22 protein-coding genes, 1 tRNA gene, 1 other RNA gene and 1 pseudogene are annotated in these 23,928 nt (G+C 66.9%); 11 read left to right on the forward strand and 14 right to left on the reverse strand.

What is annotated here, in order from left to right:
* Positions 1 to 78 precede the first annotated feature (78 nt).
* The 4 genes from LDO14_RS02995 to LDO14_RS03010 all read right to left on the reverse strand — a co-directional run bounded on the left by LDO14_RS02995 (position 79) and on the right by LDO14_RS03010 (position 2,448).
* Positions 79 to 411, reverse strand: coding sequence for a serine protease inhibitor (locus tag LDO14_RS02995; RefSeq protein ID WP_134165167.1), 333 nt, complete (start codon positions 409 to 411; stop codon positions 79 to 81).
* The gene (locus LDO14_RS03000) at positions 408 to 1,340 is read right to left on the reverse strand and encodes a 3-methyladenine DNA glycosylase (RefSeq protein WP_223993696.1); all 933 of its coding nucleotides are present in this window, start codon (positions 1,338 to 1,340) and stop codon (positions 408 to 410) included. Before LDO14_RS03000 ends, LDO14_RS02995 begins: the two co-directional genes overlap by 4 nt.
* Positions 1,318 to 1,881: an SSI family serine proteinase inhibitor gene (locus LDO14_RS03005; protein ID WP_144601217.1), complete on the reverse strand. Its 564-nt coding sequence runs from the start codon at positions 1,879 to 1,881 to the stop codon at positions 1,318 to 1,320. Before LDO14_RS03005 ends, LDO14_RS03000 begins: the two co-directional genes overlap by 23 nt.
* 78 nt (positions 1,882 to 1,959) lie before the next feature.
* Positions 1,960 to 2,448, reverse strand: coding sequence for a MarR family transcriptional regulator (locus tag LDO14_RS03010; protein ID WP_223993698.1), 489 nt, complete (start codon positions 2,446 to 2,448; stop codon positions 1,960 to 1,962).
* Between the two features lie 77 nt (positions 2,449 to 2,525).
* On the opposite strand from LDO14_RS03010, the gene LDO14_RS03015 reads away from it, so the two are divergent.
* Entirely contained in the window at positions 2,526 to 2,768 is a 243-nt protein-coding gene (locus LDO14_RS03015; protein WP_018771855.1) for a hypothetical protein, read from the forward strand.
* Between the two features lie 118 nt (positions 2,769 to 2,886).
* Positions 2,887 to 3,102, forward strand: coding sequence for a hypothetical protein (locus LDO14_RS03020; RefSeq protein ID WP_018771856.1), 216 nt, complete (start codon positions 2,887 to 2,889; stop codon positions 3,100 to 3,102).
* Between the two features lie 84 nt (positions 3,103 to 3,186).
* Here the strand turns inward: LDO14_RS03020 and LDO14_RS03025 are convergent, their stop codons facing one another.
* Positions 3,187 to 4,545 carry an aspartate kinase gene (locus tag LDO14_RS03025; protein WP_018771857.1) on the reverse strand — a complete coding sequence of 453 codons (1,359 nt, stop codon included), beginning with the start codon at positions 4,543 to 4,545 and terminating at the stop codon, positions 3,187 to 3,189.
* A gap of 259 nt (positions 4,546 to 4,804) precedes the next feature.
* On the opposite strand from LDO14_RS03025, the gene LDO14_RS03030 reads away from it, so the two are divergent.
* Positions 4,805 to 5,923, forward strand: coding sequence for a hypothetical protein (locus LDO14_RS03030; protein WP_223993699.1), 1,119 nt, complete (start codon positions 4,805 to 4,807; stop codon positions 5,921 to 5,923).
* A 33-nt stretch (positions 5,924 to 5,956) separates the two neighbouring features.
* Here the strand turns inward: LDO14_RS03030 and recR are convergent, their stop codons facing one another.
* The 3 genes from recR to ffs all read right to left on the reverse strand — a co-directional run bounded on the left by recR (position 5,957) and on the right by ffs (position 10,168).
* Entirely contained in the window at positions 5,957 to 6,556 is a 600-nt protein-coding gene (gene recR / locus LDO14_RS03035; protein ID WP_018771859.1) for a recombination mediator RecR, read from the reverse strand.
* Positions 6,557 to 6,648: 92 nt separating this feature from the next.
* Positions 6,649 to 10,050, reverse strand: coding sequence for a DNA polymerase III subunit gamma and tau (locus LDO14_RS03040; protein WP_223993701.1), 3,402 nt, complete (start codon positions 10,048 to 10,050; stop codon positions 6,649 to 6,651).
* Positions 10,051 to 10,071: 21 nt separating this feature from the next.
* Positions 10,072 to 10,168, reverse strand: an RNA gene (gene ffs / locus LDO14_RS03045) — signal recognition particle sRNA small type.
* A gap of 391 nt (positions 10,169 to 10,559) precedes the next feature.
* Between ffs and LDO14_RS03050 the strand changes: the two genes are divergently transcribed.
* A tRNA-Ser gene (locus tag LDO14_RS03050) sits at positions 10,560 to 10,644 on the forward strand.
* 80 nt (positions 10,645 to 10,724) lie between these two features.
* Here the strand turns inward: LDO14_RS03050 and LDO14_RS03055 are convergent.
* Entirely contained in the window at positions 10,725 to 11,660 is a 936-nt protein-coding gene (locus tag LDO14_RS03055; RefSeq protein WP_223993703.1) for an oxygenase MpaB family protein, read from the reverse strand.
* A 717-nt stretch (positions 11,661 to 12,377) separates the two neighbouring features.
* Between LDO14_RS03055 and LDO14_RS21550 the strand changes: the two are divergent.
* A pseudogene (locus LDO14_RS21550) lies at positions 12,378 to 12,569 on the forward strand (M23 family metallopeptidase); the annotation flags it as partial.
* Between the two features lie 122 nt (positions 12,570 to 12,691).
* Here LDO14_RS21550 and LDO14_RS03065 read toward each other — a convergent pair.
* On the reverse strand, positions 12,692 to 13,276 hold the full coding sequence (locus LDO14_RS03065; RefSeq protein WP_223995358.1) for a hypothetical protein: 585 nt from the start codon (positions 13,274 to 13,276) through the stop codon (positions 12,692 to 12,694).
* A 335-nt stretch (positions 13,277 to 13,611) separates the two neighbouring features.
* Between LDO14_RS03065 and LDO14_RS03075 the strand changes: the two genes are divergently transcribed.
* Together LDO14_RS03075 and LDO14_RS03080 are read left to right on the forward strand one after the other, a co-directional pair.
* Positions 13,612 to 14,124 (forward strand): glutathione peroxidase, encoded by a 513-nt coding sequence (locus tag LDO14_RS03075; RefSeq protein ID WP_018771863.1) that lies wholly within the window; start codon positions 13,612 to 13,614, stop codon positions 14,122 to 14,124.
* A gap of 159 nt (positions 14,125 to 14,283) precedes the next feature.
* Positions 14,284 to 15,213 (forward strand): phosphodiesterase, encoded by a 930-nt coding sequence (locus tag LDO14_RS03080; RefSeq protein ID WP_018771864.1) that lies wholly within the window; start codon positions 14,284 to 14,286, stop codon positions 15,211 to 15,213.
* A gap of 17 nt (positions 15,214 to 15,230) precedes the next feature.
* On the opposite strand, the gene LDO14_RS03085 is transcribed toward LDO14_RS03080, so the two are convergent.
* Both LDO14_RS03085 and LDO14_RS03090 read right to left on the reverse strand, forming a co-directional pair.
* Entirely contained in the window at positions 15,231 to 16,868 is a 1,638-nt protein-coding gene (locus tag LDO14_RS03085) for a stealth family protein (RefSeq protein WP_043425594.1), read from the reverse strand.
* Positions 16,869 to 16,950: 82 nt separating this feature from the next.
* Complete coding sequence (locus LDO14_RS03090) at positions 16,951 to 17,880, reverse strand: hypothetical protein (RefSeq protein ID WP_018771866.1); 930 nt, start codon at positions 17,878 to 17,880, stop codon at positions 16,951 to 16,953.
* Between the two features lie 148 nt (positions 17,881 to 18,028).
* Here LDO14_RS03090 and LDO14_RS03095 point away from each other — a divergent pair, with 148 nt between their 5' ends.
* Complete coding sequence (locus LDO14_RS03095; protein WP_026266165.1) at positions 18,029 to 18,328, forward strand: hypothetical protein; 300 nt, start codon at positions 18,029 to 18,031, stop codon at positions 18,326 to 18,328.
* Complete coding sequence (locus tag LDO14_RS03100) at positions 18,321 to 18,983, forward strand: LytR C-terminal domain-containing protein (RefSeq protein WP_026266166.1); 663 nt, start codon at positions 18,321 to 18,323, stop codon at positions 18,981 to 18,983. The genes LDO14_RS03095 and LDO14_RS03100 overlap by 8 nt, the downstream gene beginning before the upstream one ends.
* 18 nt (positions 18,984 to 19,001) lie before the next feature.
* Here LDO14_RS03100 and LDO14_RS03105 read toward each other — a convergent pair whose 3' ends face one another.
* Together LDO14_RS03105 and LDO14_RS03110 are read right to left on the reverse strand one after the other, a co-directional pair.
* Positions 19,002 to 19,688, reverse strand: a complete 687-nt coding sequence (locus tag LDO14_RS03105) for a TetR/AcrR family transcriptional regulator (RefSeq protein ID WP_223993709.1) — start codon at positions 19,686 to 19,688, stop codon at positions 19,002 to 19,004.
* A gap of 35 nt (positions 19,689 to 19,723) precedes the next feature.
* On the reverse strand, positions 19,724 to 20,422 hold the full coding sequence (locus tag LDO14_RS03110; RefSeq protein WP_144601219.1) for a DsbA family oxidoreductase: 699 nt from the start codon (positions 20,420 to 20,422) through the stop codon (positions 19,724 to 19,726).
* 213 nt (positions 20,423 to 20,635) lie between these two features.
* Between LDO14_RS03110 and LDO14_RS03115 the strand changes: the two genes are divergently transcribed.
* On the forward strand, positions 20,636 to 21,697 hold the full coding sequence (locus tag LDO14_RS03115) for a glycosyltransferase family 4 protein (RefSeq protein WP_018771871.1): 1,062 nt from the start codon (positions 20,636 to 20,638) through the stop codon (positions 21,695 to 21,697).
* Between the two features lie 57 nt (positions 21,698 to 21,754).
* Positions 21,755 to 23,923 (forward strand): glycogen debranching N-terminal domain-containing protein, encoded by a 2,169-nt coding sequence (locus LDO14_RS03120; RefSeq protein WP_223993711.1) that lies wholly within the window; start codon positions 21,755 to 21,757, stop codon positions 23,921 to 23,923.
* Positions 23,924 to 23,928 lie beyond the last annotated feature (5 nt).

Here is a 23,928-nt window from a genome sequence, read left to right on the forward strand (position 1 = left end):
GGGGAGGTCCCGGGCGGCTATCAGGCCGCCCGGGACCTTTTTACGTTCCTGCCGGCGGGAAGGCCAGGCAGCGGAAGGCTAAGTGGCTGTGCCGCCCAGTAAAGGTGCCATGGCCTTCCAGCGGGCGATCTCGCAGCCGTCGGTGCGGGTAAAGGTCGAGTTGACGTGGCGCCCATGGAAAGTTCCGGTGACCGTGGCAACCTGCGGGCCGCCGTACTGCTGGGTGCACAGCTTGGGAGGACCAGGTTTGGGGAAGAAGATGCCTTCACCGAACCGCTCCACGGCGGCGAGGGCTGCTCCAGGTCGGGGCAGCGTGGTCCCGGCTGCGGGGGCGCCATCCGTGGCTACCAGCCGGAACACATGCTCCGGCGCATCGGGGGCCTCGCGGATTCGGATGGTCAGGTCGATCAATGCGGCGCTCCGTCCGACACGGCCCCGATTTCCGCGGCGAGCCGTTCCCGCAGGGCCCCCGCTTCCGTGGCGAAGGCACGCTGGTGCTCGACATAGGCGGCCTTGCCCTGCGGCGTTTCGATGGGGATGGCCGGATAGCCCCAGCCAGCCAGATCGTACGGGGAAGCCTGCATATCCATGGCCCGGATCCGCCAGGACAGTTCAAAGCAGTCCATGACCAGTTCACTGGACAGCGCAGGCAGCAGCTTGTACGCCCACTTGTAAAGGTCCATGTTGGCGTGCAGGCAGCCCGGCTGTTCCATGTGGCGCTGCGTGTCCCGGCTGGGGGAGTGTTCGTTGAGCGGGATGGCGTCGGGGGTATAGAAGCGGAACGCATCGAAATGGGTGCAGCGGATCCTGTTCTCCTCCACCACCCGGTCGGTGCCGGCCGCTCCCAGCCGCAGCTGCAGATACTCATGCCGGAGGTCGAATTTGTCCTGGCGGTACACCATGGCCCACTCGTGGAGGCCGAAACAGCCGAACTGTGCCGGCCTGGCCGCCGTCCCCCGGAGGATGATGCCGGCAAAGGCCACGGCATCCTTGCGGTCGGCCAGGAAGGCGCGCCGATCTAAGGTGGCCGCGGTGCTTCCCGCGGCCAGCCCCAGGGAGGCGAGCTCGCCGTCGTCGAGCATCCTGTAATGCTTCCACCCCAGCCGCGTGGCTGCCTGGGCGCCGGTAAGGACCGCTCCGGCGCCGGGGTGCCAGCGCTTCAGCTGGCCCGGCTTCTGCGTGTAATAGGTGAAGAGAAAATCCTCCACCGGGTGTTTTTGGCCAGCGGACCGTCGGGCCAGGTAGGGATCGGCGTAGCGGCTCACGCGCTGCAGGTGGGCTTCTTCCCTCGCCTGGGCGTTGTCTGCCGCCAGGAGCTTAAGAGGCTCCACCGGCGGCACCCAGCACGTCCTTGGCAGCGTCCCACGCACTGATTTCGCATCCGTTGGTCCGGGCAAAGGAGGAGTCCACGGCAACACCGTCAACCATGCCCGTCACGGTTGCCTTCTGGGGGCCGCCGTACTGCTGGGTACAGGGTTGGGAAGTTCCCGGGGCCGCCGGGGACAGGATGGCCGGGTTGGCTTTCAGCGCTGCGCAGGCCGCGGCAGCGTTGGGGTGGCTGCTTTCCGCGGCAGGGGTGCCGGCGGAACAAACCAGGGTGTAGTCGAGTTCATCCGCGCCCTGGGACGGCACCACCGTGATGGCGAGTTCAGCGTTTCCCTGCCCCGGGCCGGCACTTGGCCGGGACGTGGTGGGGGCGGGAGCCGGTACCGACGTTTCGGTGTCCGGGGAAGGAGTAGGGGAGCCGGCGGATGAGCTTCCGGCTGCGGAGGTGGAGGGCGCAGGTGAGGCGGACGTGCCATTGTCAGGAGTGCCGCTGCAACCGGTGATTAGCCCGGCGCCAAATGCCAGGACCGTTGCGAGTATGCGGAAACTACGCATCAGGCTTCCTCTCCTTGGTCTGGTTATTCTAGTCGCTTGACGCCCTGCCGACGTGCCCTGGACGGGTCCTGCCGGCACTTAACGGGACGTTGCAGCGATCAGGCCCATCATGGACGCGTGCAGTTCCGTCACCTGCTCCCGGGTCAGCCCGAGCCGCTCCATCATGGTCCCCGGTACCTTGAGCGCCTGCTGCCGCAGGGCGGCACCCTTGGCCGTGAGTTCGACGGCGAGGGCGCGCTCGTTTCCGTCCGCCCGGTGCCGCGTGAGCAGGTCCGCTGCCTCCAGCCGCCGGAGGAGCGGGGAAATGGTGGCCGGCTCCTGGGCAAGGGCCTCGCTGATGTTCCTTACTGTCCGCGGGCTGTCTTCCCACAGGCAGAGCATCACCAGGTATTGCGGATGGGTGAGGTTGAGCTTCTCGAGCACGGGTTTATAGGCCCCCACCACACTGCGGGCAGCCACCGTGAGGGCGAAGCAGAGCTGGTGCTTCAGCAGCAGGTCGTCCTCCTGCACCCCGGATGGCCCTTCTGCAGAGTGTTCTTCCGTTTGCGCTTCTGCTGCGGCGGTCATACGTCCTCCATTGTTAGTGCACTAATCATTAGTGTACATTTGTTGGAGGTGAACAGTGAGTGGAAGGAAGCCTCTTCATGGGCAGGGACAAGTCCGCAGGCAAGGGCAATGCTTCCCAGCGCTTCATGCGCGCCACAGGCAAGCTGCGGGCGGTTTTCGGTCCCGCCAGCCGCACCGCGCTGGCGCACGACATGACCGAAGAAAACCGCCGGCTGCTGGTCCAGCGCCAGGCGGAAACCCAGCAGTGGGAAACCATCACCAGGCCGGACGGCAGCACTTACGTGGTGCCACGGAACCCCGAAGACCGGTCCCTGCGCTAGCAGCCCGTTCCGCCGCGAACAGGCGCCTTTTTCCTGCCCCGGGTCTAAAATAAGGGCACTGGCTCCTGCCGGAGCCTGCTGCACTTTCGCCCGAGGTCCGGGAAGGGGGTGGAAAACAGTGGCACATGTCCTCAGCGGTTTCATGAGCCTGACTGACAGGCTGCGCTTTGTCTTTGGTCCCGCCACCCGGCTGGATGCCGATGCGCCTGTAGTGCACAAGCATGATGAGTTCGAACAGGCCTCCGAAGAGGAACTCTCGCACTTCGTGGTCGAGACCGATTCAACCGGCCACCACTACGCGGTGCGCCGCGAAGACCTGGAACGCGAAAGCTAAACCTGTCCAGGCGCACGGTAAGACCAAAAAGCCGGGCTGCCTTTCCCGTGGGAGGAGAGGCAGTCCGGCTTTTTCGTTGAGTCCTTAGCGGCCGGTGCCGCCGTAAACCGTCGCTTCGCTTTCAGTGTCAAGCCCAAACGCCTTGTGGATCACGCGGACAGCCTCATCCAGCAGGTCGGCGTGGGTCACCACGGAAATGCGGATTTCCGAGGTGGAGATCATGTTGATGTTGATGCCGGCGTCGGACAGCGCCTTGAAGAAGGTGGCGGAGACGCCCGGGTGGGAGCGCATGCCGGCACCGATCAAGGAGAGCTTGCCAATCTGCTCGTTGTATTCAATGGCCTCAAAACCGATCTGGTCCTGGGCAGCGTGAAGTGCGGCCAGGGCGTCCGCGCCTTCAACGATGGGCAGGGTGAAGGAGATGTCGGTCTTGCCCGTGCCATGGGTGGACACGTTCTGGACGATCATGTCGATGTTGGAGTGTGCGTCGGCGATGACCTGGAAGATTGCGGCGGCCTTGCCGGGGATGTCGGGGACGCCGACCACGGTGACCTTCGCTTCGGAACGGTCATGCGCAACGCCGGAGATGATTGGCTGCTCCAAGGCAACTCCCTCTTGAGTGGTGATCTTGTCGTCGGCGCTGGGGATGACCCAGGTGCCTTCATGCTGGCTGAATGAGGAACGGACGTGCAGGGGGACGCCGAACCGGCGGGCGTATTCCACGCAGCGCAGGTGGAGGATCTTGGCACCCGAGGCGGCGAGCTCCAGCATCTCCTCGCTGGAAATGGTGTCGATCTTCTGTGCCGACGGGACCACGCGCGGATCGGCGGTGAAGATTCCGTCCACGTCGGTGTAGATCTCGCAGACATCCGCTTCGAGGGCAGCCGCCAGAGCCACCGCCGTCGTGTCGGAGCCGCCGCGGCCCAACGTGGTGATTTCGTTCGTGGCCCGGCTCATGCCCTGGAAGCCTGCCACGATGGCGATGTGGCCCTTGTCCAGGGCGGTGCGGATGCGGTGCGGGTCGACGTCGATAATCCGGGCCTTGCCGTGGATTCCGTCGGTGATCATGCCTGCCTGCGATCCGGTAAAGGACTGGGCGGAGGCGCCGAGCTTGTTGATGGCCATAGCCAGCAGGGCCATGGAGATGCGTTCACCGGCCGAGAGGAGCATGTCCATTTCGCGGGCGGGGGCGGAGTCGGTCACCTGGGCAGCGAGGTCCAGGAGTTCATCAGTGGTGTCACCCATGGCTGAGACGACTACAACTACCTCGTTGCCGGCTTCCTGGGCATCCACGACGCGCTTTGCCACGCGCTTGATCCCGTCGGCGTCCGCAACGGAGGACCCGCCGAATTTCTGCACGATGAGCTGTTTCGTCACCGCGCCGGCGGCGGGGGCCACCTGGGGCTGGGTTGCGTTGTGCACTTCGGCAGTGGGCGTACTCATGCGCGTACCTTCATTGGATCAATTGGAGTTCTGGGAAACCAGGCAGCCTGACGCCGGGACGGCGCGACTTTCCTCCGACAGTTTATCGCCGCGCCCGGAGCGGCGTTGAATTGTGACCACATACCGGCCACGACGGTTCCTATGGACAGGCCCGGGGTGGTGGACCACGATGGGACCAGTTACCCGGCTTCACGGGCCGTAGCCCGGACCTTGGCAGGCACAGGGCCGGGGGTCCTTTGGAGATATGGAGGATTCCGTAGTGGCCGACGACCCGCAGCCAACTGCAGGAATGCCCCAGGAGCCGGTTTTTGAGCCGATCGGCCCGGACGCGGATAAGCGCGGCGGGGAAAGCGCCAACGAGGGCCTGGATACCGGCCGTTCCGGGTCTCCACGCCCGGGCTTCGCAAGGACAAGCCTGGTCAAGGGACTGGCCGACTGGCTGGTCAGCCTGACAACCATCCGGTTCTGGTTTACGGTGGCGGCCGCGGTCCTGTGCACGTGGGCTGCTGCCGGCTCCGTGGTCCTGCTGGCGCCCCTGGGCGGTGGGGCCGGTCGGGAGGTCTTTCCCATGCTGGTCTACTCGCTGGCGTCAGCCCTGATGCCGGCGACCGCCACTTTGCCCGCTGTTGCCTGGGGCGTGCGAGCGGAGGTCAGGTTCCGCGGCGTGAGGGGGCGTACCGGAGGTTTTGCCCTGTTGGCGGTACTGCTGGCCACGGCTTTGCGGGGACTGGTGTTGGCAGCTGTTGTTCTCGGTGTACTGCTGGTGCAGGCCTGGATCGCGGGCGCTTCGGGGGCAGTGGCGGCCGTTTCTGCGGGCGTCGTCCTGGTGGAGTGCGGGGTGTTTGGTGCCATGGGCGCTGGGCTCTCCGCATGGGCTGGACGTCGGCGCCTGGCGAATGCCGCCGGCGGGTTGCTGGCCTTGGCCTTTGTGGCAGGGGCCCCGGCCGCAGCCATCGGATTGTTGCCCCTGGTCCGGGCGGAGGAACGTGTCACGGTGGCGCTGAATGTCGAACGGGCGCGCGACGGAACCCACGTGGCCTTCCGATGCTCCGAGATCGAGGCCGGCATCAGCGAGGTTTACCACACCGAGCGTCTGATGTGGCTCCCGGCGCTGAGCCCGCCCGTCCTGTTCCTGATGGCTGGGGCGGAGGCAGACCGCGCCGGCCGGGTCCTGGGATGGGTGCCCGCAGCGATTCAGGAAGCTGCGGACGGGATGCAGGTGCCATGCGTGCAGGGGCAACCGCGCAGCCGGGACGAGCCCCGGGCGCCCATGCCCGGGATGGGGCTCCTTGGCCAGGCGGCGATTGCCGGCGCCGTCGTGGCGGGAGGTTACCGCGCAGCGCGGCGCCGCGACGGGGCACGGGGTGATCCGGCCTGAAGGGCGTGCTTCGGAAAAACCGGGCGCCTGCGCTCAGCCCAGGGCGTTGCGCCGGCCCTCGAAGGCGCGGCCCAGGGTGACTTCGTCCGCATACTCCAAGTCACCGCCCACGGGCAGGCCGGAGGCAAGACGGGTGACGGCTATGCCGATCGTCTTGAGCATGCGGGCCAGGTAAGTAGCCGTTGCCTCGCCCTCAAGGTTGGGATCGGTGGCGATAATCACTTCCTGGATTTCGCCGTCGTTCAACCGTGTGAGCAGCTCGCGGATCCGCAGCTGTTCCGGTCCCACGCCGGCGATGGGATTGATGGCACCGCCCAGCACGTGGTACCTGCCGCGGAACGAACGGGTGCGCTCCACGGCCAGGACATCCTTGGATTCCTCCACCACGCAGATGATCGCGGGATCACGGCGCGGGTCGCGGCAGATGTTGCACAGTTCCTGCTCCGTGACATTGCCACAGACCGTACAAAACTTGACCCGCTCCTTGACGGTGGTGATTGCTTCCACCAGCCGCTTCATATCCTGGGGGTCGGCTTCAAGGATGTGGAACGCCAGCCGCTGTGCGGACTTGGGGCCCACCCCCGGAAGGCGTCCGAGCTCGTCGATCAGCTCCTGGACAGCACCTTCGTACACGTTTCCCTCTTTAGTTTGGTGTGGATGGCGGGTGGAACACTCAGTTGGTCATGGCTGCGGGGCTGCCCGCCGGCGGTCGACCTGGCCGGCCGTCAATAGCGTGGCGTGACCGGGCTTCCGTCCAGCGACCGCTCCTCGATCAATTTTCCGCCCAGGATGCGTTCCACGGCAGCCCGGCCGAAGACGCCGGACTCCTCGATGGTTTCATCGTCGGCGCTGGGCACGTCCTGGACATAGGAGCTGGGTGCGGACGCGGCCCTGGCCGGTGCCTTCGCCCGTCCTGCCTCAGCTTCTGGGCTGTTGGACAGCCGCTGGTAGAGGCTTTGCCGCGTTTCAGTCCGTCCGGCCACGGGTGCAGCCGCCGCCGGCTGGGGACGGGAGGGCGCAACCGCTGCCTTGGCCACCGGGGCGGCTGCCGCCGAGGCCATGGCGAATTCCGGCGCGGGAGCGGAGGCGGGGGACTGCGCCGGGTAGGATCCCGCGGCGGGCGCGCCGCGACCGGGGCCGGAGACTGCCCCCGGGGCGGAACCTGCGATGGAACCCGTACTCGTGCCCGAACCCCATCCCGCTGCTGCGACAGGGGCAGGGGCAGGGGCCGCGGCCGCGGGTGAAACGGGGATGGAGGGCGGTACCTGGGCTGTTGCAGGGGCGTAATGCGGAACGTCGGCCTGTGTTCCGATGTTGTCGGGTACAGAGCCGGGTGCGGGGTTGGCACCCACGTTGCTCTTGTCTCCGACAACCCAGACGCCGGGGGCCTGTTCCACAGCCCGCGTCCAGGGATCGTGGGCCGGACCCGCATCTGTGCTGCCGGGCTGGGCAACGGTGTCCGGGGTGGAACCACTGGTTGCTGCCTCCCGGGGGCGCGCAGCGGCGTCACCGCGGGAGCCTGACGGTTCCTGGCTGCCGCCCACCTCGGGGGCTGGTGGCGTTGCCCGGTTGCCGGACGGCGTGGCGGGCACCCAGTCCATCGGGGGTTCCTCATCCAGCGGGGGAGCGTCCTCATCCCGCGGCGGGCCCCAGTCGTCGTCGGAGTAGGAGTAGTCGCCACCCGCCGACGGGTATGGGGATTGGCCGGCGTCCGGGCCTGAGGTGCCGGCGGCTGTTCCCGGGCCCTGGGCGCCGGGACGGGAGGGCTGTGCGTCCCCGTGGCCGCGCACGCCGGCGTCGGTCACCGGACCTGCGCCTGGAGAGCCGGCCACAGCGGGAGTCCCCTCCGGTACGGCTTCCGGGCTTGCGGCAACAGCTGTGCTCCCGGAGCTTCTGCCAACAGCGGGACCCTGGGCAGGCACCGGGTTCCGGGCCGCGGCGGGGCTCTCAGGGCTTCCGCCCGCCGGAGCCGCGGGTGGGGCGGCTGTGGGAGCCTGCGCCGGCGGGACAGGCTGCGCGGGGGCAGGAGCAAGCCCCCAGGCAACGTCAGCTGAAGTGGCCGGAACCACCGGGCTGGACGGCACTTTTGGGTTTGGCTCAGAGCTCGTTTGGCTGGTGCCGCCGGAAACCGCGTTGATCTGGCAGTCGATGCCGACGGTCTTGTGGATGGCCTGGCGCAGGTTGTCCGAGTGGTCCGCCCTCCCAAAGGCGCCCGCGAGTCCCGGCGTGGTGAAGGACAAGGTCACAACACTGCCGTCGAAGGCGCTGACCTGCGCGTTGGGCTCAACGAGGGCCCAGGTGCTGCGCTTGATTTTGGACAGTGCCTGCAGGACATCCGGCCACGCCCTGCGGAGGACCTCCACGTCACCCATGGCCGCGGGAGCCGCAGGGGCGGGCCTGGCGGGCGCCTCCTGGTGCGGCGGCGGCACCGCTGCCTGGGCGGAAGCCTGCCGGTCCTCCAGGGAGGGCGTTGCTGCGTCGCTTGGCGGCGCGGCATTGGCTTGCGGTGCTGCGCTGCTGGACGGCACGGCATTGCTTTGGGGCGCTGCGTTACTTTGGGGCGCTGCCTGGCCGGTGCGTGCGGCGGCGGGGCGCTCCGGTGTCCCGAGGCGCGCCGGGTCCTCGACAGGCCAGTCATTGGTGCTTACCCGCGGCGGTGTCAGCGGGCTCCGGGGCGCGTCAGTGCCAGGCCGGGCGGGCGCGGCCTGGGCCGGAATGGACTCGGCAGCGCCGGGCCGGGTGGGTTCGGATGGCATGGGGACGGCTTGGGCCTGTGGCTGTGGTGCGGCCTGAACGGAAGGGCCGGCCGCCACCGCTGGGTGCCGGGGCTCGGGCGAGGAGGTGCCCGGGGCGGCGGCGGAAGTTGCGGCTGCCGGCACTGCCGTTGCGGGAGCAGCCTTGGCCGCCGGAGCGGTGACGTCGTTCCCGGTGTAGTTGAGCCGCCGCTCCACCCGGTCAATGCGGGCCGCCATGCCGCGCTCATTCTGTTCCGAGCTGGGCAGCAGGATCCGGGCACACAGCAGTTCAAGGTGCAGCCGCGGGGACGTGGCTCCGGTCATTTCGGTCAGGGCCGTGTTGGTGACATCCGCGGCCCGCGAGAGTTCCGCGGCGCCAAGGTTGTGGGCCTGGTTCTGGAGGCGGGCGATCTGGTCCGCTGGCATTCCCCGAAGGATGGCGTGCGCACTTTCGGGCATGGCCTGGACAATGATCAGGTCCCGGAAGCGCTCCAGCAGGTCCTCCACGAACCGGCGGGGATCGTGCCCAGTCTGGATGACCCGGTCCACGGCGCGGAAGACTGTGGCGGCGTCGGAGGCGGCCACGGCCTCCACGACGTCGTCCAGCAGCGAGGCATGGGTGTAGCCCAGCAGTGCAACGGCGAGCTCATAGTCCAGTCCATTGGGTCCGGCGCCTGCCATGAGCTGGTCCAGGACGGAGAGCGAATCACGGACGGAGCCGCCGCCGGCGCGGATGACCAGTGACAGGACGCCGGGGGCGACGGGAACGTTTTCCTGGCGGCACAGGAGCTCAAGGTAAGCCATCAGCGGCTCGGGCGGCACCAACCGGAAGGGGTAGTGGTGGGTCCGGGAGCGGATGGTTCCGATGACCTTGTCCGGCTCCGTGGTGGCAAAGATGAACTTGATGTGTTCCGGCGGCTCTTCGACGATCTTCAGCAGGGCGTTGAAGCCGGCGGAGGTGACCATGTGGGCTTCGTCGATGATGAAGATCTTGTAGCGGTCCCGCACCGGGGCGTAGGTGGCGCGCTCGCGGAGGTCCCGCGCATCGTCAACACCGCCGTGGCTCGCCGCGTCAATCTCGATGACGTCAAGGGAACCGGAACCGCCGCGGGCCAGCTCGACGCAGCTGGGGCAGGTTCCGCAGGGGGTGTCCGTAGGGCCCTGGGCGCAGTTGAGGCAGCGTGCCAGGATGCGGGCGGACGTGGTCTTGCCGCAGCCCCTGGGGCCGGAAAAGAGGTAGGCGTGGTTGACCCGGTTTTTCCGCAAAGCCGTCATCAACGGCTCGGTGACATGCTCCTGCCCGATAACGTCAGCGAACGAGTCGGGACGGTATCTGCGGTACAGGGCGGTAGTAACTGTCACAGAGAAAACCCTACCAATCCGGGCCGACATCATGCCGCCCTGTGGGGGAATAGTAAAGACCCCCCATGCACCCGCCAGAGCCCGTCTACCCTTGCTACCTTCCGGTCCTGGGGGAGTTCAACAGGATGACGCCACATGAGGGGCCGCGAGCTACTTTACCCGAACATCCGGCTCGACTCGAATCGGCCGTCGCCTGCTTCCCGGAGCCCGCTTCTGGGGAACAACGCAGTGCCGGAAGCTATTCAGACGGCGGTCTTCATTGCTTATCCCACCGGCAGCCGCGATCATTGGTATGTACACCGATTGGGGCAATCTCAAGGTTGTGAGCTGCGTGGCCTGGCTGAACGGGACGGACCCGGCAGCTCAACGGTGCATCGGGGAATGGGCGCGTTGGGGGCGTCCATTTCCAGCTTAAGGGCGACGCGCAGGCGTCTCCGGGCACGGGCAGGGGAGCGCGGAAATCCTGCTCCGAACAGCCCAATTGGGCGATGCGGAAAAGTTCAGGTAATCTAATACCTGCTTTTGATTCAGAAGCAGTTGGAGAATTCGCCTAGCGGCCTATGGCGCACGCCTGGAACGCGTGTTGGGTTAACGCCCTCGGGGGTTCAAATCCCCCATTCTCCGCCGGTTAAGAACCCGGCCCCGGTGATTCCGGGGCCGGGTTCTTGCGTTTCCGCCGTCATGGGCTCCTGGTCGTGGACCCCCTAGGCCATGTCCGCCAAAGGCTCGCCCAGCCGCCTCAGGCGCCGCCTCGCAGCCAGTTCGCTGGGACCCGTCCGCCGGCGAAGCCCGCCCAGGGCAAGATGGACGACGCCGAGCACCACCTTTGTGCCCAGCCTCACGGGCAGGGGGAAGGGGCCCAGCCGTGGAACGGAAAGCCCGAGCATCTGGCGGTACCGGGGTTCCAAGCTGTAGACGGCGGCCGCAAACAGGATCCGGTAACCGGGCTTTAGCAGGGGATGCAGCGGAGCGTTGCGGATGAACTGAACCGTTTCCTTCACCCTGTCGTCCGCGCGCAGGACGCCCTGCGTGTACCACTGGTCCAGCTGGCCGCGCATCTCCGCCTCGGTCAGCGGCGGGTTGTCCACTCCCATCAGCCGCCCGGCCTGGGCCCACTCCCGGACGTAGGCGTCCGGGCCGCCAGGAATGGGTCCGCCCCAGATCTTATGGGCTGCCAGGAAGCCATCCGTGAAGGCGATATGGATCCAGCCGGCCAGCCCGGAGTCGTTGGCACTGTAGGTGCGTGTGCCGCCGTCGTTGTCCTTGTAGGTGCCCTGGACCGGCTCATGGAGCCGGCGGACACGCCGTGTTGCCTCCTCGGCGGCCGCCGTTGAGCCGTATGTCACCGTGAAGATCCACCGGATGGTGTTGGCCAGCCGGCGCAAGGGGTCTTCCCGGAAGTTGGAGTGTTCGTGCACTCCCGCCAGGGCACCGGGGTGCAGCGACTGCATGAGCAGCGTCCGGATCCCGCCAACGATCGGCGTCATGGAGCCATGAACTGCCCAGACGGCCGAGCCGGGCAGGTGGTAGCCGGCGTCGTCGCCTTCCGCGAGCCGCAGCGACCAGTCCGGTGGTGCATCAGCCTTCCCTGAAAAGGTCTTCTTGATTTCGTCCTGCCATGTACGAAGGACATTGCGCATGAGACATTGTTGCCCATTTCTGCAGGGGCACCGCGACCAGCCTCCTGAGCAGCGGAAACTCCCAACCCCCTAACGCCCGCAAAAAACCCGCAATGTGCACCCATGGGGTTTCCACCCCTGCGGTGCTGTGGTCCCATGGGACATACCGTCGAGACAACGGGCGGCAGGCCACGACGTGGAGTCAGTCACTTGGGCAAGAATCCAGCGCCCGGCACCAGAAAGCCGGCCCAGCGTAGCTTTCCCCCCGTTGCACGCGCCGTCGCCGCGGCGGGGGTGCTGGCGGCGTCCGTTTATGCCGTCAACCTTTCTGCCGGCCCGGCAGGGCCCGTGCAGTGGACGGGATCAGTTGCGGGCACCGGGGCCGAGGGTGCTGCAGTCCCCGGCGGAACATCCGGCGGGAACAGCATCGAGGAAGCGCAAAGGGAACCCGGTCCGCCGGCGTCGGACCAGGTCGGCGCCGGCGCCCTTCCGCCGGCCATCCTGTCCAGTCCTATGGTCACCCTGGCTTTCCCACATACGGCGATAGGAAGTACGGGCGCAGATGCCCCGGCGGCCCTGACAGTAGGGCCGGCGGGCACGGGCAGGCCCGGAGCCGGCTTTTTGATGGCCCCGCTTCAGCTCCTCGAGCCGAGTTCGCCGTTCGGCTTCCGGGTCAGCCCGATCAGCGGGACTGCTGGTGATTTCCACCTGGGCCAGGATTATGCAGCGGCCTGCGGCATGCCCGTCCACGCAGCCGACGCCGGTGTTGTACGCGCGGCCGGATGGCATCCCTGGGGCGGCGGCAACCGTGTGGAGATCGATCATGGCGACGGCCTCATCACCACCTACAACCACCTTGAGTCCATCGGCGTCCATACGGGCGATACAGTGCAGGCAGGCCAAGTCATCGCGCGCGTTGGTACCACCGGATGGTCCACGGGCTGCCACCTGCATTTCGAGGCCATCCTGAACGGGCGGTATACAAACCCCCTCAGATGGAGCTTCCTGCAGCTCCGCACTTTGAACTGGGCCCTTCCTGCCGACATGGTCTCCTACGCGCCCGGCCAGGGGCTGTCTGCCGGCAGGATCAGCTGGACCATCCCCCTCCGGGTGGATCCGGGCGGAGAAATCCCCGCTGCCGGGCTGCAGGTTTCACCCTTCCCGCCACTCCTGCCGCTTGCACCGGCACCTGCGCCCTCGGAGGCGACGGGTGTAGTGCTTGCGCCCCCTGACGCGCAATTGACGACGACGGCCCCGCCACCCGCTGAACCTTCGGGGAGTGCCGCGTCGCCGTCGCCCACGGACCCCGCGCCCGGCCCGTCGCCGTCACCGAGTCCATCGCCTACCGACCCGGTAACTTCGACGCCTTCGCCATCGCCTTCGCCGACCGACCCGGCAACTCCGACGGCCTCGCCCAGCCCGTCGGCGAGTGATCCAACTGCCTCGCCCAGCCCGACGCCGTCGCCGACTGACCCGGCAACTTCAACGTCAAGTCCGACGGCCTCACCCAGCCCGACGCCGTCGCCGACTGACCCGGCAACTTCAACGTCAAGTCCGACGGCCTCACCCAGCCCGACGCCGTCGCCGTCGCCCAGTGACCCTGGTCCAACTCCGACGCCGACTGAACCATCGCCCACCGCTCCAGCGGCCGCTACCCCGACCCCAACCCCGAGCCCCACTCCGACCCCGAGCCCCACGCCAACCCCAACCCCGAGCCCGGCGCAGACAACCCTCGAACCGACCCCAACCCCGAGCCCGGCGCAGACAACCCTCGAACCGACCCCAACCCCGACCCCGACCCCGACCCCGAGCCCCACGCCAACCCCAACCCTGGCGCCTCCGCCGGCAGAACCCGAGCCCACGGCAACCACCTCGTCAACCATGACGCCAAGCGCGACGGCCACCACCCCGCCGGCCTAGGAAATCTTCACTTTGGACCCGTACGGTGGGACCTCGGCAACGAACTGTCCATATGAGCAACCTTCCGCAGACCCGACGGCATGCGCCGCTGTATCCCATCCCGCTGGTCCTCAACGACGGCACCCGGACGGACTTCAGCCAGTTCAAGGGAAAAGTGGTGTTGGTGGTCAACGTGGCCTCCAACTGCGGCTTCACCCCCCAGTACGCCGGACTGGAGGCCCTTTACGAGAAGTTCCGGGACCGCGGATTCGAGGTCCTGGGCGTTCCGTGCAACCAGTTCGCAGGGCAGGAGCCCGGAACCGACCGCGACATCGCGGAGTTCTGCGAACGCAATTTCGGGGTCACGTTCCCGCTCACCGCCAAGGCCGATGTCCGGGGCAGGAATCAGCACCCGCTCTACACCGAGCTCACCAAGTTCAAAACGGGGCTGCTGCCGGGGCTGGTGAAGTGGAATTTCGAGAAGTTCCTGGTTAACCGCGACGGCGAGGTGGTGGCGCGCTTTGCCCCCACCGTTGAACCGGACTCGGCCGAGGTCATCGACGCGGTCGAGCAGGAGCTCGGATAAACGCGGTCTGGCCGAACCGGGTCTGCAAAAGCGCAGTTCTTCCAACTTTTTCCACATCAGCTCCGGCGATTTACCCCAAGTTTGCCAAATGTCTGATTGGATAAATATTACTGAAGGGTACAAGGGAAGAACGGCTTCCCACCGACCATAGAGGTAGCAATGGAGCACATCGAGGCCGAACACCCCCGGCCACGCCACTTCCTACTCCACCTGAGCGATCCCCACCTGTTGGGAGGTCCAGACCCCCTCTACGGAACTGTCGACAGCGAAGCCAGGCTCATCCAGCTCTTCGACGAAGTCAAAGCATCCGGCGCAAGGCCGGAGGCCGTCATCTTCACCGGCGACCTCGCTGACAAAGGCGATCCCCGGGCCTACGTGAAACTGCGGGCCATTGTGGACCCTGCCTGCAAGGAGCTCGGCGCCCAGGTCATCTGGGCCATGGGAAACCACGATGACCGGGCCAACTTCCGCAAGGGCCTGCTCGACCAACCCGGCAGCGACGAGCCGGTGGACCACAGCTACTTCATCAATGGGCTGCGCGTCATCACGCTGGACACCACTGTGCCGGGCTTCCACCACGGCGAACTGAGCGGCGCCCAGCTGGACTGGCTGGCCCGGCAGCTGGAAACCCCTGCCCCGGACGGCACCATCCTGGCCCTCCACCACCCTCCGGTCCCGTCCGTGCTTGACCTTTCCGTGCTTGTGGAACTGCGCGACCAGGCCTCGCTGGAGGCAGTGGTCCGCAACTCGGACGTCCGCACCATCCTGGCCGGCCACCTGCACTACTCCACTACGGCTAGCTTCGCCGGCGTCCCCGTCTCGGTCGCTTCCGCCTCCTGCTACACCCAGGACCTGAACGTCCCGGTAGGAGGCACGCGCGGGCAGGACGGCGGCCAGGCCTTCAACCTGGTGCACGTCTACGAGCACACCATCGTGCACTCCGTGGTCCCGCTGGGCGCTTCACCAACGGTGGGCGAGTACGTGTCACCCGAGGAAACGGCCCGGCGGCTGGAGGCTGCGGGGATCCGGATCCCGGAGACCACCAAGCAGCGCGGCAACGCCAAGCTCGGAGCGTCCACCAGGCGGTGACTACAGCCTGGACCGGGCTACTTCTCCCAGGGCGCCTTGATGGGGAAGTACCTTTCCAGGAAGTCCGTGACCACTTCGGCGCGCTCGTCCGCGCTGATCTCCGGGAAGCTCCCGTCGTTCAGGCAGAAGAAGTCCATGTTCCGCTTGGCCAGCAGCTTGGGCAGGTATTTCAGCCCTGAGCGCATGGTGGTGTCAACGTAGCGGACCTTGGCGGCTGTCTGTGTAACGGCCCGGCCGGTGAGCAGTGCGTAGTAGTGGTAGAACGAGTTGGTCACGGAGATGTTGTCCGCAGCGCGGAAGCGGCTGGCTGCCGTCTTGCTGAACTCCGCGGGGAACTCCTCCTCCATCTGGGCCACCACGCTGCGCCGCAGCGGCGCGGCGGTGTGCTCCAGGTGGCGGGTGGTAATCCGGCCGAACCGGTTCCACAGGAGCTTGCGGTTCACCCTGGCGGCATTCTCAAACCCGCTGCGCTCAGCGGCGTTCTCACCCAGGCCGATCCTGGTTTCCGCCTCGATGAACTTGGTGATGCCGCCGGGCGTGAAGAACATGTCAGGGCCCACGGGGCGGCCAAAGAACATGTCGTCATTGGAGTAGAGGAAGTGCTCGGACAACCCTTCGATGTGGTGCAGCTGGCACTCCACGGCCTGGGAGTTGTGGGTGGGCAGCACGGAGGGGTCCGCGAAGAACTCCTCGCTGCGGACAATGGTGACCGACGGGTGCTCTGCCAGCCAGGCAGGCGCGGGGGAGTCGGTGGCGATGAAGATGCGGCGGATCCACGGCGCGAACATGTACACGGACCGCAGCGCGTACTTGAGTTCATTGATCTGCCGGAACCGGGCCTCGTGGTCGTCACCTTCGCCCAGGACGACGCCCTGCTGCTGCGCGCGGCGGGCAGCAATGTATTCCGGGGAGCTTCCGTCCACCCAGGAGAAGACGAGGTCGATGTCGAAGCTGATGTCGCTTGCGTGGTCGGCGAACATGTTCTCGATGGTGGGCCAGGTGTGGCCGTAGCGTTCCACGGTGCCGCGGACGGCGTCCTGGCGCAGCAGGGTCCTGCGGGTCAGCGAGTTTTCGATGGGAAGGATGAGTTCCTCGCCCTCGAAGGACCAGAGTTCGATCTGCACCCCGGCAGAGGCGCCGAACTCGAAGCCGCCCACCGGCTCCACCCGGGGCCGGTACAGGCGGAAGATGCGGCCCTGCCGGTTGGGCGAGAGCTCCCCGTCGGCCACCAGGACAGACGTCTTCTTCTTGGCGTCCACGGTCATGGAATAGAAGGGCTCGTCCCGGCACGCCTCCACCAGGGCGGCCCGGAGCTTCTTCCGGTCCTTCCAGTCCAGGGCCAGGACAGGGCGGTCGTTGTTGCCACGGACCAGCAGATAGTTGAGGCCCGCGTTCGCCAGGACATTGCGGAGGAACAGCAGGTCCTCCACCATGGCCTGGTACGGAGTCCTGGTGTCATTGATCAGGGCAAAACGGCCCTTGTGCCGGATGACATCGGGGCGGTGCCTGAGCCGCTGCTCTGCCGCCGGAGACGTGATCTCGGCGTGAAATTGTTCCTCCACGGACGCCTGGCCGCCGTAGTAGACCTCGTCCTGGACCGGTGCTTCTGTAATGGTTGTCTCCGAGCTGGTGGAAGTGGGCATTCTTAACTGCATGATAGTCCTGCTGGAGTAACGGAAGGTTTCGGGGCCCGGTTGAAGCCCCTTGGCGACGTTTCGACGGCGGCCCGGCAGGGGCTCAGGCGTCCAGCGCCTCACGCCAGCTGCGCAGGAAGGCCCCGCCGGCGTCGTCGTGGATCACTGTTTCCTCCAGCCCGAGGTCCGCTGCGGTCAGCACCGGATAGGGCTTGGCCGGCACACCGTCCGCCGGCCGCACATCCACGTGCTTCACCGGGTGGTCGTTATGGTGCAGCCAGTCCGCCATGGCGTAGTCGGTGCGGGAATCGCCCACCGTCCGCCACGCCTGCGGCGTGATGCCCTGGGCCGCCAGCAGCTCCACCGCCCGGCTGGCGCCAAGATCCTTCCCCAGCCGCACCGACTCGATGTCCGTGGAAATGATGGTGGGGTCCACGCGGTAGTCCACCTCGTCGTCGGAGTTCGGTGCGTGGTGGTCCAGGCGGACAACGCCCAGCCCGTGGCGCCCCATGAGCGCCATGGCCTCGGCGTCGAAGAGCTTCTGCTCGGCCAGGTAGTCCGCGCTGGGCACATCGATGTGCTGCTCCACGGACACCATGGCGCGCTTGGTTTCGTCGAAGAACATGTGGGCTGCATAGTCCTCCGCCACCAGCCGGCGGATGTCGTCGCCGTACGCCGCCGGAACGGCAAGCTCCCGGTCCACGTGGATGGGGCCGGGGCCGGCAGAGGTGTAGCTGAACCAGACCGCACCCTTTTCGCAGACGGCATGGATGACAGTTCCGGCTGGAATGCCGGCGGCGATCATCGGTTCCATGACCTGCTCGCGGATGAAGGCGTCGGAACGGCCGGTGTTGAAAATGACGGGGATGCCGGCTGCGGCCAGCGCCACCAGGTCCAGGATGATGTCCGGTTTGACGTCCCGCGTCAGCGGGCTGGCCACGGGGCCGTCCACGTCAAGCAGGAGCGCCAGCGGCGGCGCGGACGGCTGGCGGATTCCGGGCACGGGCGCGGCAGGGGACTCGGATACTGTCATGGTTCCATTCTGTCAGCACGGCAGGCGCTGCCGCTGTGTGTCCGCCCTACGGCCGGGGCGCATGGCATATGGTCACTGTTTGGCTACAACCTGGCGCCGGTCCGCCCTGCCACTTTCGCTGGGGCAGCGCGGTGCCTACTGTGGCATGGTGATATTCAAAGCTGTGGGCGAGGGCCGCCCTTACCCCGACCATGGTTACAGCACCCCCAAGCAGTGGGCGTCGCTGCCGCCGCGACCGGTCCGGCTGGACGAACTGGTCACCACCAAGCGCACCCTTGACCTGGAAGCGCTGCTGGCGGAGGATTCCACATTTTTCGGCGACCTGTTCCCGCACGTAGTGCAGTACAAGGGGACCCTCTACCTCGAGGACGGCCTGCACCGCGCGGTCCGGACCGCCCTGCACCAGCGCACCGCGATCCACGCCCGGGTCCTGGTGCTCGATGGCTAGGGGGCGGCCGAAGGACCCGAGTGTCCTTCATGGCCACCATGTTGTTTCCGGCCCTGAGCTGCGCGCCGCCATGGAAGCGGCCGCGGATGCCGATGAGACCGCCCGGGTCCGCCGCCGCGTGCTGCACGGGGTGGTGCTGGTCCTCCTGGCAGGCCTGATCGCCGCAGGCATCATCGTTGCCATGGCCATCATCAACGGCCGGTTGAAGATCCCCGCCGCCGAGCCCGCCCCGGCACCGGTTTCCTCCTGCCCGGCCTCCATGTTCGACTACGTACCCAACGACAAGATCAACCTCAACGTCTACAACTCCACCACCAGGGCCGGGCTGGCGCGCTCGGTGGCGGACGAGTTCCTGGCGCGGAAGTTCGTGGTGGGGAACGTCTCGAATACCAACGCCGGCTACCGGGGTGTGGCGGCCGTGGTGTCAGGTGCGGGCGGACAGTCGGCGGCATTCACCGTGCAGCGCAACGTGCCGGGGTCGGACTACTTCCAGGACGGCAGGACCGACGCCAGCGTGGACGTGATCCTGGCGCAGGACTACAAGGCACTGGTCCCGCCGGATCTGGTGGACCAGACGCCGGGAAAGCTCAGCTGCCCCCGGGAAAGCCGGCGCATAGCGGACACCAACAGACTGCCTGTCACCCCCGCGGCCTGACCTCCAGCCAGCCGGTCCTTAGCCGGCCACTGCGGGAAGCTGCGCCACTGCCGAAAGCTGCGCCGCTGGCGGAAGCTGCGCCACCCGGATGGGCCGCCCGTCGTCGTCGAACCGCGCACCCGCACCCAACTGGATGAAGCGCACCGTCCTGGCCACGCGGGCTTCCAGCTCGGCCGGCTCGTCGCTGCCCCTGGCCGCACTGGAGGACAGGGTCCCCAGGATCAGCTGGGACTGCTGGCCCACGTCCGCCACCGGCAGGTACCCCTGCTCCATGCCGTCGCGCAGGATGTCCTGCAACAGGACGCTCAGCTCGCCTACATGGTCCGAGAGCTTGGCAAAGGACGACGGCGACAGCACCGCCCCCATGGCAGGTCCGGGCGGGAGGTGGCGGCGGCTGAGGTCAACCACCTGGGCGCGGACGTACAGGGCCAGCCGTTCCACGGGGTTGTCCAGCCGGGCCAGCGATTCACGCAGATCGGAAAGGAACTTCTCGGTCTCATCCAGGGCGTAGGAGATCAGGAGTTCTTCGATGTCTGCGTAGTAGTTGTAGACGGCCGTGCGGCCCACCCCGGCATGCCTGGCCACGTCTGTCATGGTCAACCCCGGGAGGCCATGGGTGAAGAGGAGTTCCCCAAAAGCGGTGAGGATGCGCCGCTGGGTGTCCGCGCGTTGTTCGGCATTGCTGGCCGCTGAAATCCTGGGCATGCAGACACTTTACCGCGATGTGTCAGTAAAAGGCGCTACACCGCGCAGCCGTCGGGGCCGCAGGCGCCGCCGTCGGAGGAGTTGACCAGGACCAGCGGGTTGGCAGCCTGCCAGGCCTGGGTGAGGGCGGCGGTGAACGTCTCCGCCGGCTGGGCTCCGGACAGCCCGAACTTGCGGTCGATCACGAAGAACGGAACGCCGCTGATGCCCAGGCCCTGTGCCTCCTGGACGTCGAACCGGACCTCGTCCGTGTACTTGTCCGTGGTGAAGAGCTCCTCCACCTCATCGGACGGCAGGCCAAGATCGTTGCCGAGGGAGGACAGGTAGTCCCGGCTGCCGATGTCCTTGCCGTGCTCGAAGTGGTCGCTCAGGAGGCGCTCCTTGGCCGCATCCTGCCGGCCGTGCGCCGCTGCAAGGTGGATCAGGCGGTGCGCGGTGAAGCTGTTGGCCACCACCACTTTGTCGAAGCGGTAGTCCAGGCCTTCGCCTTTTGCCTGCTCCGCCACGTGCTCAAACATCTGCGCGACCTGCCGTGACGGCATGCCCTTGCGGCTGCTCAGGTACTCCAGCTCGGTCCCGTCGTAGTGTTCCGGCAGGGTGGGATCCAGCTGGTAGCTCCGCCACACCACCTCAACGGCGTCACGGTGAGGGAATGCTGCCAGGGCCGCCTCGAACCGGCGCTTCCCGATGAAACACCACGGGCAGGCAACGTCAGACCAGATCTCAATCTTCATGCCTTGCACAACCGGGCCGCGCCTGCGGCCATTCCGCCGGCACCTTATGAGATGGCACACATCCGCTCTTGTGGCCGGGGCAATCCTGGGCAATAGTCGGAGTTAGGTGAAGCAGACGCCAAACAAAATGAGAACACCACGGGACCCCAACGGTCCCGCGGGTTGATGCGCCTGGCGGCTGGGGAGCTCGGGCCCCTTCCTTGGAGGCCAGACATGCGAATTGGACTGATTGCGGGACCCTGGATTCCCATCCCTCCGTTGACTTACGGCGGCATCGAAAGGGTGGTGGACACCCTGGCGCGTGGCTTCGCGGCGGCCGGACACCAGGTCCTGCTCGCCGCCCCTTCCGAAAGCACATGCCCCGTGCCGCTGGTGCCGGGCATGCGGCCGGCGTCCCGGGACGAGCTTGGCTCAACCATGTCCGAACTCAGCCACGTGATCCGGGCCTACAAGGGGCTGCAGGACGTGGATATCATCCACGACCATACGCTCGCCGGCCCGCTCTACGCCCACCGTCCGGCCAAGGTTCCGGTGGTCACCACCATCCACGGCCCGCTCCACAAGCAGGCAGAGGACCTGTACCGGGCCATGGCGCCGGATGTGGCAATCGTGGCGATCTCCCGCGACCAGGCTTCACACGCTCCCGAGGTTCCCGTCACCCAGGTGATCCATCACGGCATGGACGTTTCCACTGTCCCGGTGGGAAGCGGCCGCGGCGGTTACCTGTGCTTCGTGGGGCGCGCATGCCATGACAAGGGGCTGCTTGAGGCCATCACGATCGCCCGCAGGGTGGGCATGCACCTGAAGATAGCGGTCAAGATGCGGGAGAAGGACGAGGTCCGCTACTTCCGGGAGGTCATCGAGCCCATGCTGGGCCCAAACGAGGATTTCGTGGGGGAAGTGGACGATGCCGCCAAGTACCGCCTGATGGGCGAGGCCACGGCCTTCCTCAACCCCATCCAGTGGTCCGAACCGTTCGGCCTGGTGATGATCGAGGCGCTGGCCACGGGCACTCCCGTCGTCGGGACGCGCGTCGGTTCAGCGCCCGAGATCGTGGAGCATGGCCGGACGGGCTTCCTGGGGCAGACAGAGGATTTGCCCGGATTCGTTGAGGCAGCAGCCGGCTTGAGCAGGGAACGGTGCCGGGCATCAGTGGAGGAGAGGTTCAATGCCCAACGGATGGTGGCGCAGCACCTGAGGCTCTTTGATGAACTGCTGGCGGGCAGATTGCCCGGAGGGGTTCCGGATGCCGCGCCCGTGCACCAAAATCGTTAAGGGGGCGGGCGGCCTTCCGGCTCCCCGGCAGCAAATCGCCTGAGAAGGGAGTCCTTCATGACCGCCTGGAACGAAGACAACGAGGCCTCCGGGTCGGACGTCGGCGCCGTCACCGTCCTGGAGGGTTCTTCGTTTTGCATATCGGCCGGAACCGGTGACATCAGCCCAGACGCCGGCACGAACGGCGCGTTCTTCCAGGACACCCGGATCATCTCCTGCTGGGTGCTGCGTATCAACGGCTCGATGCGGGAGCCGCTGTCTGCCCAGCGGCCGCATCCGTTCGAGGCCACGTTCGTTGGCCGTGCCGCGTGGCCCGGGGGCAGGTTCGACAGCCCGTTGGTGGTCCGTCAGGTCCGCCACATCGGGCCCGGCCTGCAGGATGACATCAGCCTGGAGAATTACGCGGCGGAGCCTGTTGAGTGCGACATCGAACTCCTCGTGGATGCGGATCAGGCCGATCTCTTCGACGTTAAGGGCGGGCGGACCACCGGCCCGGACGATACAACGCGCACCGTGGTGGATGGAAAGCTCATCATCGAGGCATCACGGCATGGCCAGCAGCGGGGCTCCGCCATCGGGGCACGGGGTGCAGAGGTGGACACAGACGGGTTGCGTTTTCACATCACCGTCCCTGCCCGGGGCAAATGGGCCACCAGCGTGATTGTGGTGCCGCTGGTGAACGGGGAGGCGCCGGAAAAGCCCTTCAAGGAAGGGCAGCTTCCGCACCACCGGGAAGGTGTGCGGCGGCATCTGGCCTGGGAAGAGAACGTCCCGCGGATCAGCGTCGAGGACGCAAGCTTCCAGAACGTGCTCAACCGGAGCCAGAGCGATCTTGGTGCCCTGCGGATCTTCGACGCCCATCACCCCGACCGCGCCGCCGTAGCCGCAGGTGCGCCCTGGTTCATGGCGTTGTTCGGACGGGATTCGCTGCTGACTTCCTACATGAGCCTGATGGTCAACCCGAACCTTGCGCTGGGCACGCTGCAGACCCTGGCCGGGATCCAGGGGAAGAAGGTTGACCCGGATTCAGAGGAGGAACCCGGCCGCATACCGCACGAGGTCAGGCTTGGTGTCACCGCCGGCCTGTCGTTGGGCGGCACCGCGTATTACGGCACCGTCGACGCAACCCCCCTGTTCGTCTCCACCCTTGGCGAGTTGAGCCGGTGGGGGCTCTCCCGGGATGCGATCCAGCCCTTGCTGGCGCACGCGGACCGGGCCCTGGAATGGATCGAAAAGTACGGCGACCGCGACGGCGACGGCTTTGTGGAATACCTTCGTCCCAACGACCATGGCCTGGTGAACCAGGGCTGGAAGGACTCCTGGGACGGGATCAACTTCGCGGATGGGACCATCGCGGAGGCGCCGATCGCCCTCTGCGAGGTCCAGGCTTATGTGTACTCCGCCTACCTGGGCAGGTCCTTGCTGGCCCACTGGAGCGGCGATTCGGGGCTGGAACAGCATTGGGCCGGAAAGGCGGCAGCTTTCAAGGAGGAGTTCAACAAGAAGTTCTGGCTGCCGGACAAGGGGTACTTCGCGGTGGCACTGGACAAGGACAAACGGCATGTTGATGCGCTGACCTCCAACATTGGCCATTGCCTATGGACGGGGGTGGTGGACGAGGACAAAGCCACGTCCGTCATGGAGAACCTGATGTCCCCGCAGATGTTCACGGGCTGGGGCATCCGCACGCTGGCGTCGGACATGGGCGCCTACAACCCCGTCAGCTACCACAACGGCTCGGTGTGGCCACACGATACCGCGCTGGTGGCCACCGGGCTGATGCGCTACGGATTCGTGGACGAAGCCAGGCGGGTGGCCATGGGCATCCTCGACGCTGCCGAGCACTTTGACGGCCGGCTGCCGGAACTGTTCTGCGGCTTTGACCGCGGCGAATTTCCCGGCCCCGTTCCGTATCCCACCGCTTGCTCACCGCAAGCCTGGGCTGCGGCCGCGCCGGTGCAGCTCGCCCGGATCCTGCTCCGGTTCGACCCCGTCTTCACCCGCGGGGTGGTGCACCTCGCACCGATCCTGCCGGAGTCCGTGGGCTCGTTCCGGGCGGAAAACGTCCTGCTGGACAGCAGCCGGGTGACCATCAGCGCCGCCGGATCCACCGGCACCATCGACGGTCTCCCGCCGGGGCTGAAACTCCTGGACGAACCGCGTCCGCCGCTGGCCTACCCGGTGGAAAGGGTGGGCGCCGGCGCGAACGCCAGCAGGCTGCACTGACAGCG

Source organism: Arthrobacter sp. NicSoilB11, assembly GCF_019977375.1.
In the GTDB taxonomy this organism is placed as follows: Bacteria; Actinomycetota; Actinomycetes; order Actinomycetales; family Micrococcaceae; genus Arthrobacter.

Coding starts and splice junctions, on each gene's coding strand:
- LDO14_RS03005 (WP_144601217.1), bottom strand. CDS start 1,881: ATGCGTAGTTTCCGCATACTCGCAACGGTCCTGGCATTTGGCGCCGGG.
- LDO14_RS03105 (WP_223993709.1), bottom strand. CDS start 19,688: ATGCCCAGGATTTCAGCGGCCAGCAATGCCGAACAACGCGCGGACACC.
- LDO14_RS03080 (WP_018771864.1), top strand. CDS start 14,284: ATGGAGCACATCGAGGCCGAACACCCCCGGCCACGCCACTTCCTACTC.
- LDO14_RS03010 (WP_223993698.1), bottom strand. CDS start 2,448: ATGACCGCCGCAGCAGAAGCGCAAACGGAAGAACACTCTGCAGAAGGG.
- LDO14_RS03100 (WP_026266166.1), top strand. CDS start 18,321: ATGGCTAGGGGGCGGCCGAAGGACCCGAGTGTCCTTCATGGCCACCAT.
- LDO14_RS03015 (WP_018771855.1), top strand. CDS start 2,526: ATGGGCAGGGACAAGTCCGCAGGCAAGGGCAATGCTTCCCAGCGCTTC.
- LDO14_RS03075 (WP_018771863.1), top strand. CDS start 13,612: ATGAGCAACCTTCCGCAGACCCGACGGCATGCGCCGCTGTATCCCATC.
- LDO14_RS03040 (WP_223993701.1), bottom strand. CDS start 10,050: ATGTCGGCCCGGATTGGTAGGGTTTTCTCTGTGACAGTTACTACCGCC.
- LDO14_RS03110 (WP_144601219.1), bottom strand. CDS start 20,422: ATGAAGATTGAGATCTGGTCTGACGTTGCCTGCCCGTGGTGTTTCATC.
- LDO14_RS03055 (WP_223993703.1), bottom strand. CDS start 11,660: ATGCGCAATGTCCTTCGTACATGGCAGGACGAAATCAAGAAGACCTTT.
- LDO14_RS03120 (WP_223993711.1), top strand. CDS start 21,755: ATGACCGCCTGGAACGAAGACAACGAGGCCTCCGGGTCGGACGTCGGC.
- LDO14_RS03085 (WP_043425594.1), bottom strand. CDS start 16,868: ATGCAGTTAAGAATGCCCACTTCCACCAGCTCGGAGACAACCATTACA.
- LDO14_RS03025 (WP_018771857.1), bottom strand. CDS start 4,545: ATGAGTACGCCCACTGCCGAAGTGCACAACGCAACCCAGCCCCAGGTG.
- LDO14_RS03090 (WP_018771866.1), bottom strand. CDS start 17,880: ATGACAGTATCCGAGTCCCCTGCCGCGCCCGTGCCCGGAATCCGCCAG.
- LDO14_RS03115 (WP_018771871.1), top strand. CDS start 20,636: ATGCGAATTGGACTGATTGCGGGACCCTGGATTCCCATCCCTCCGTTG.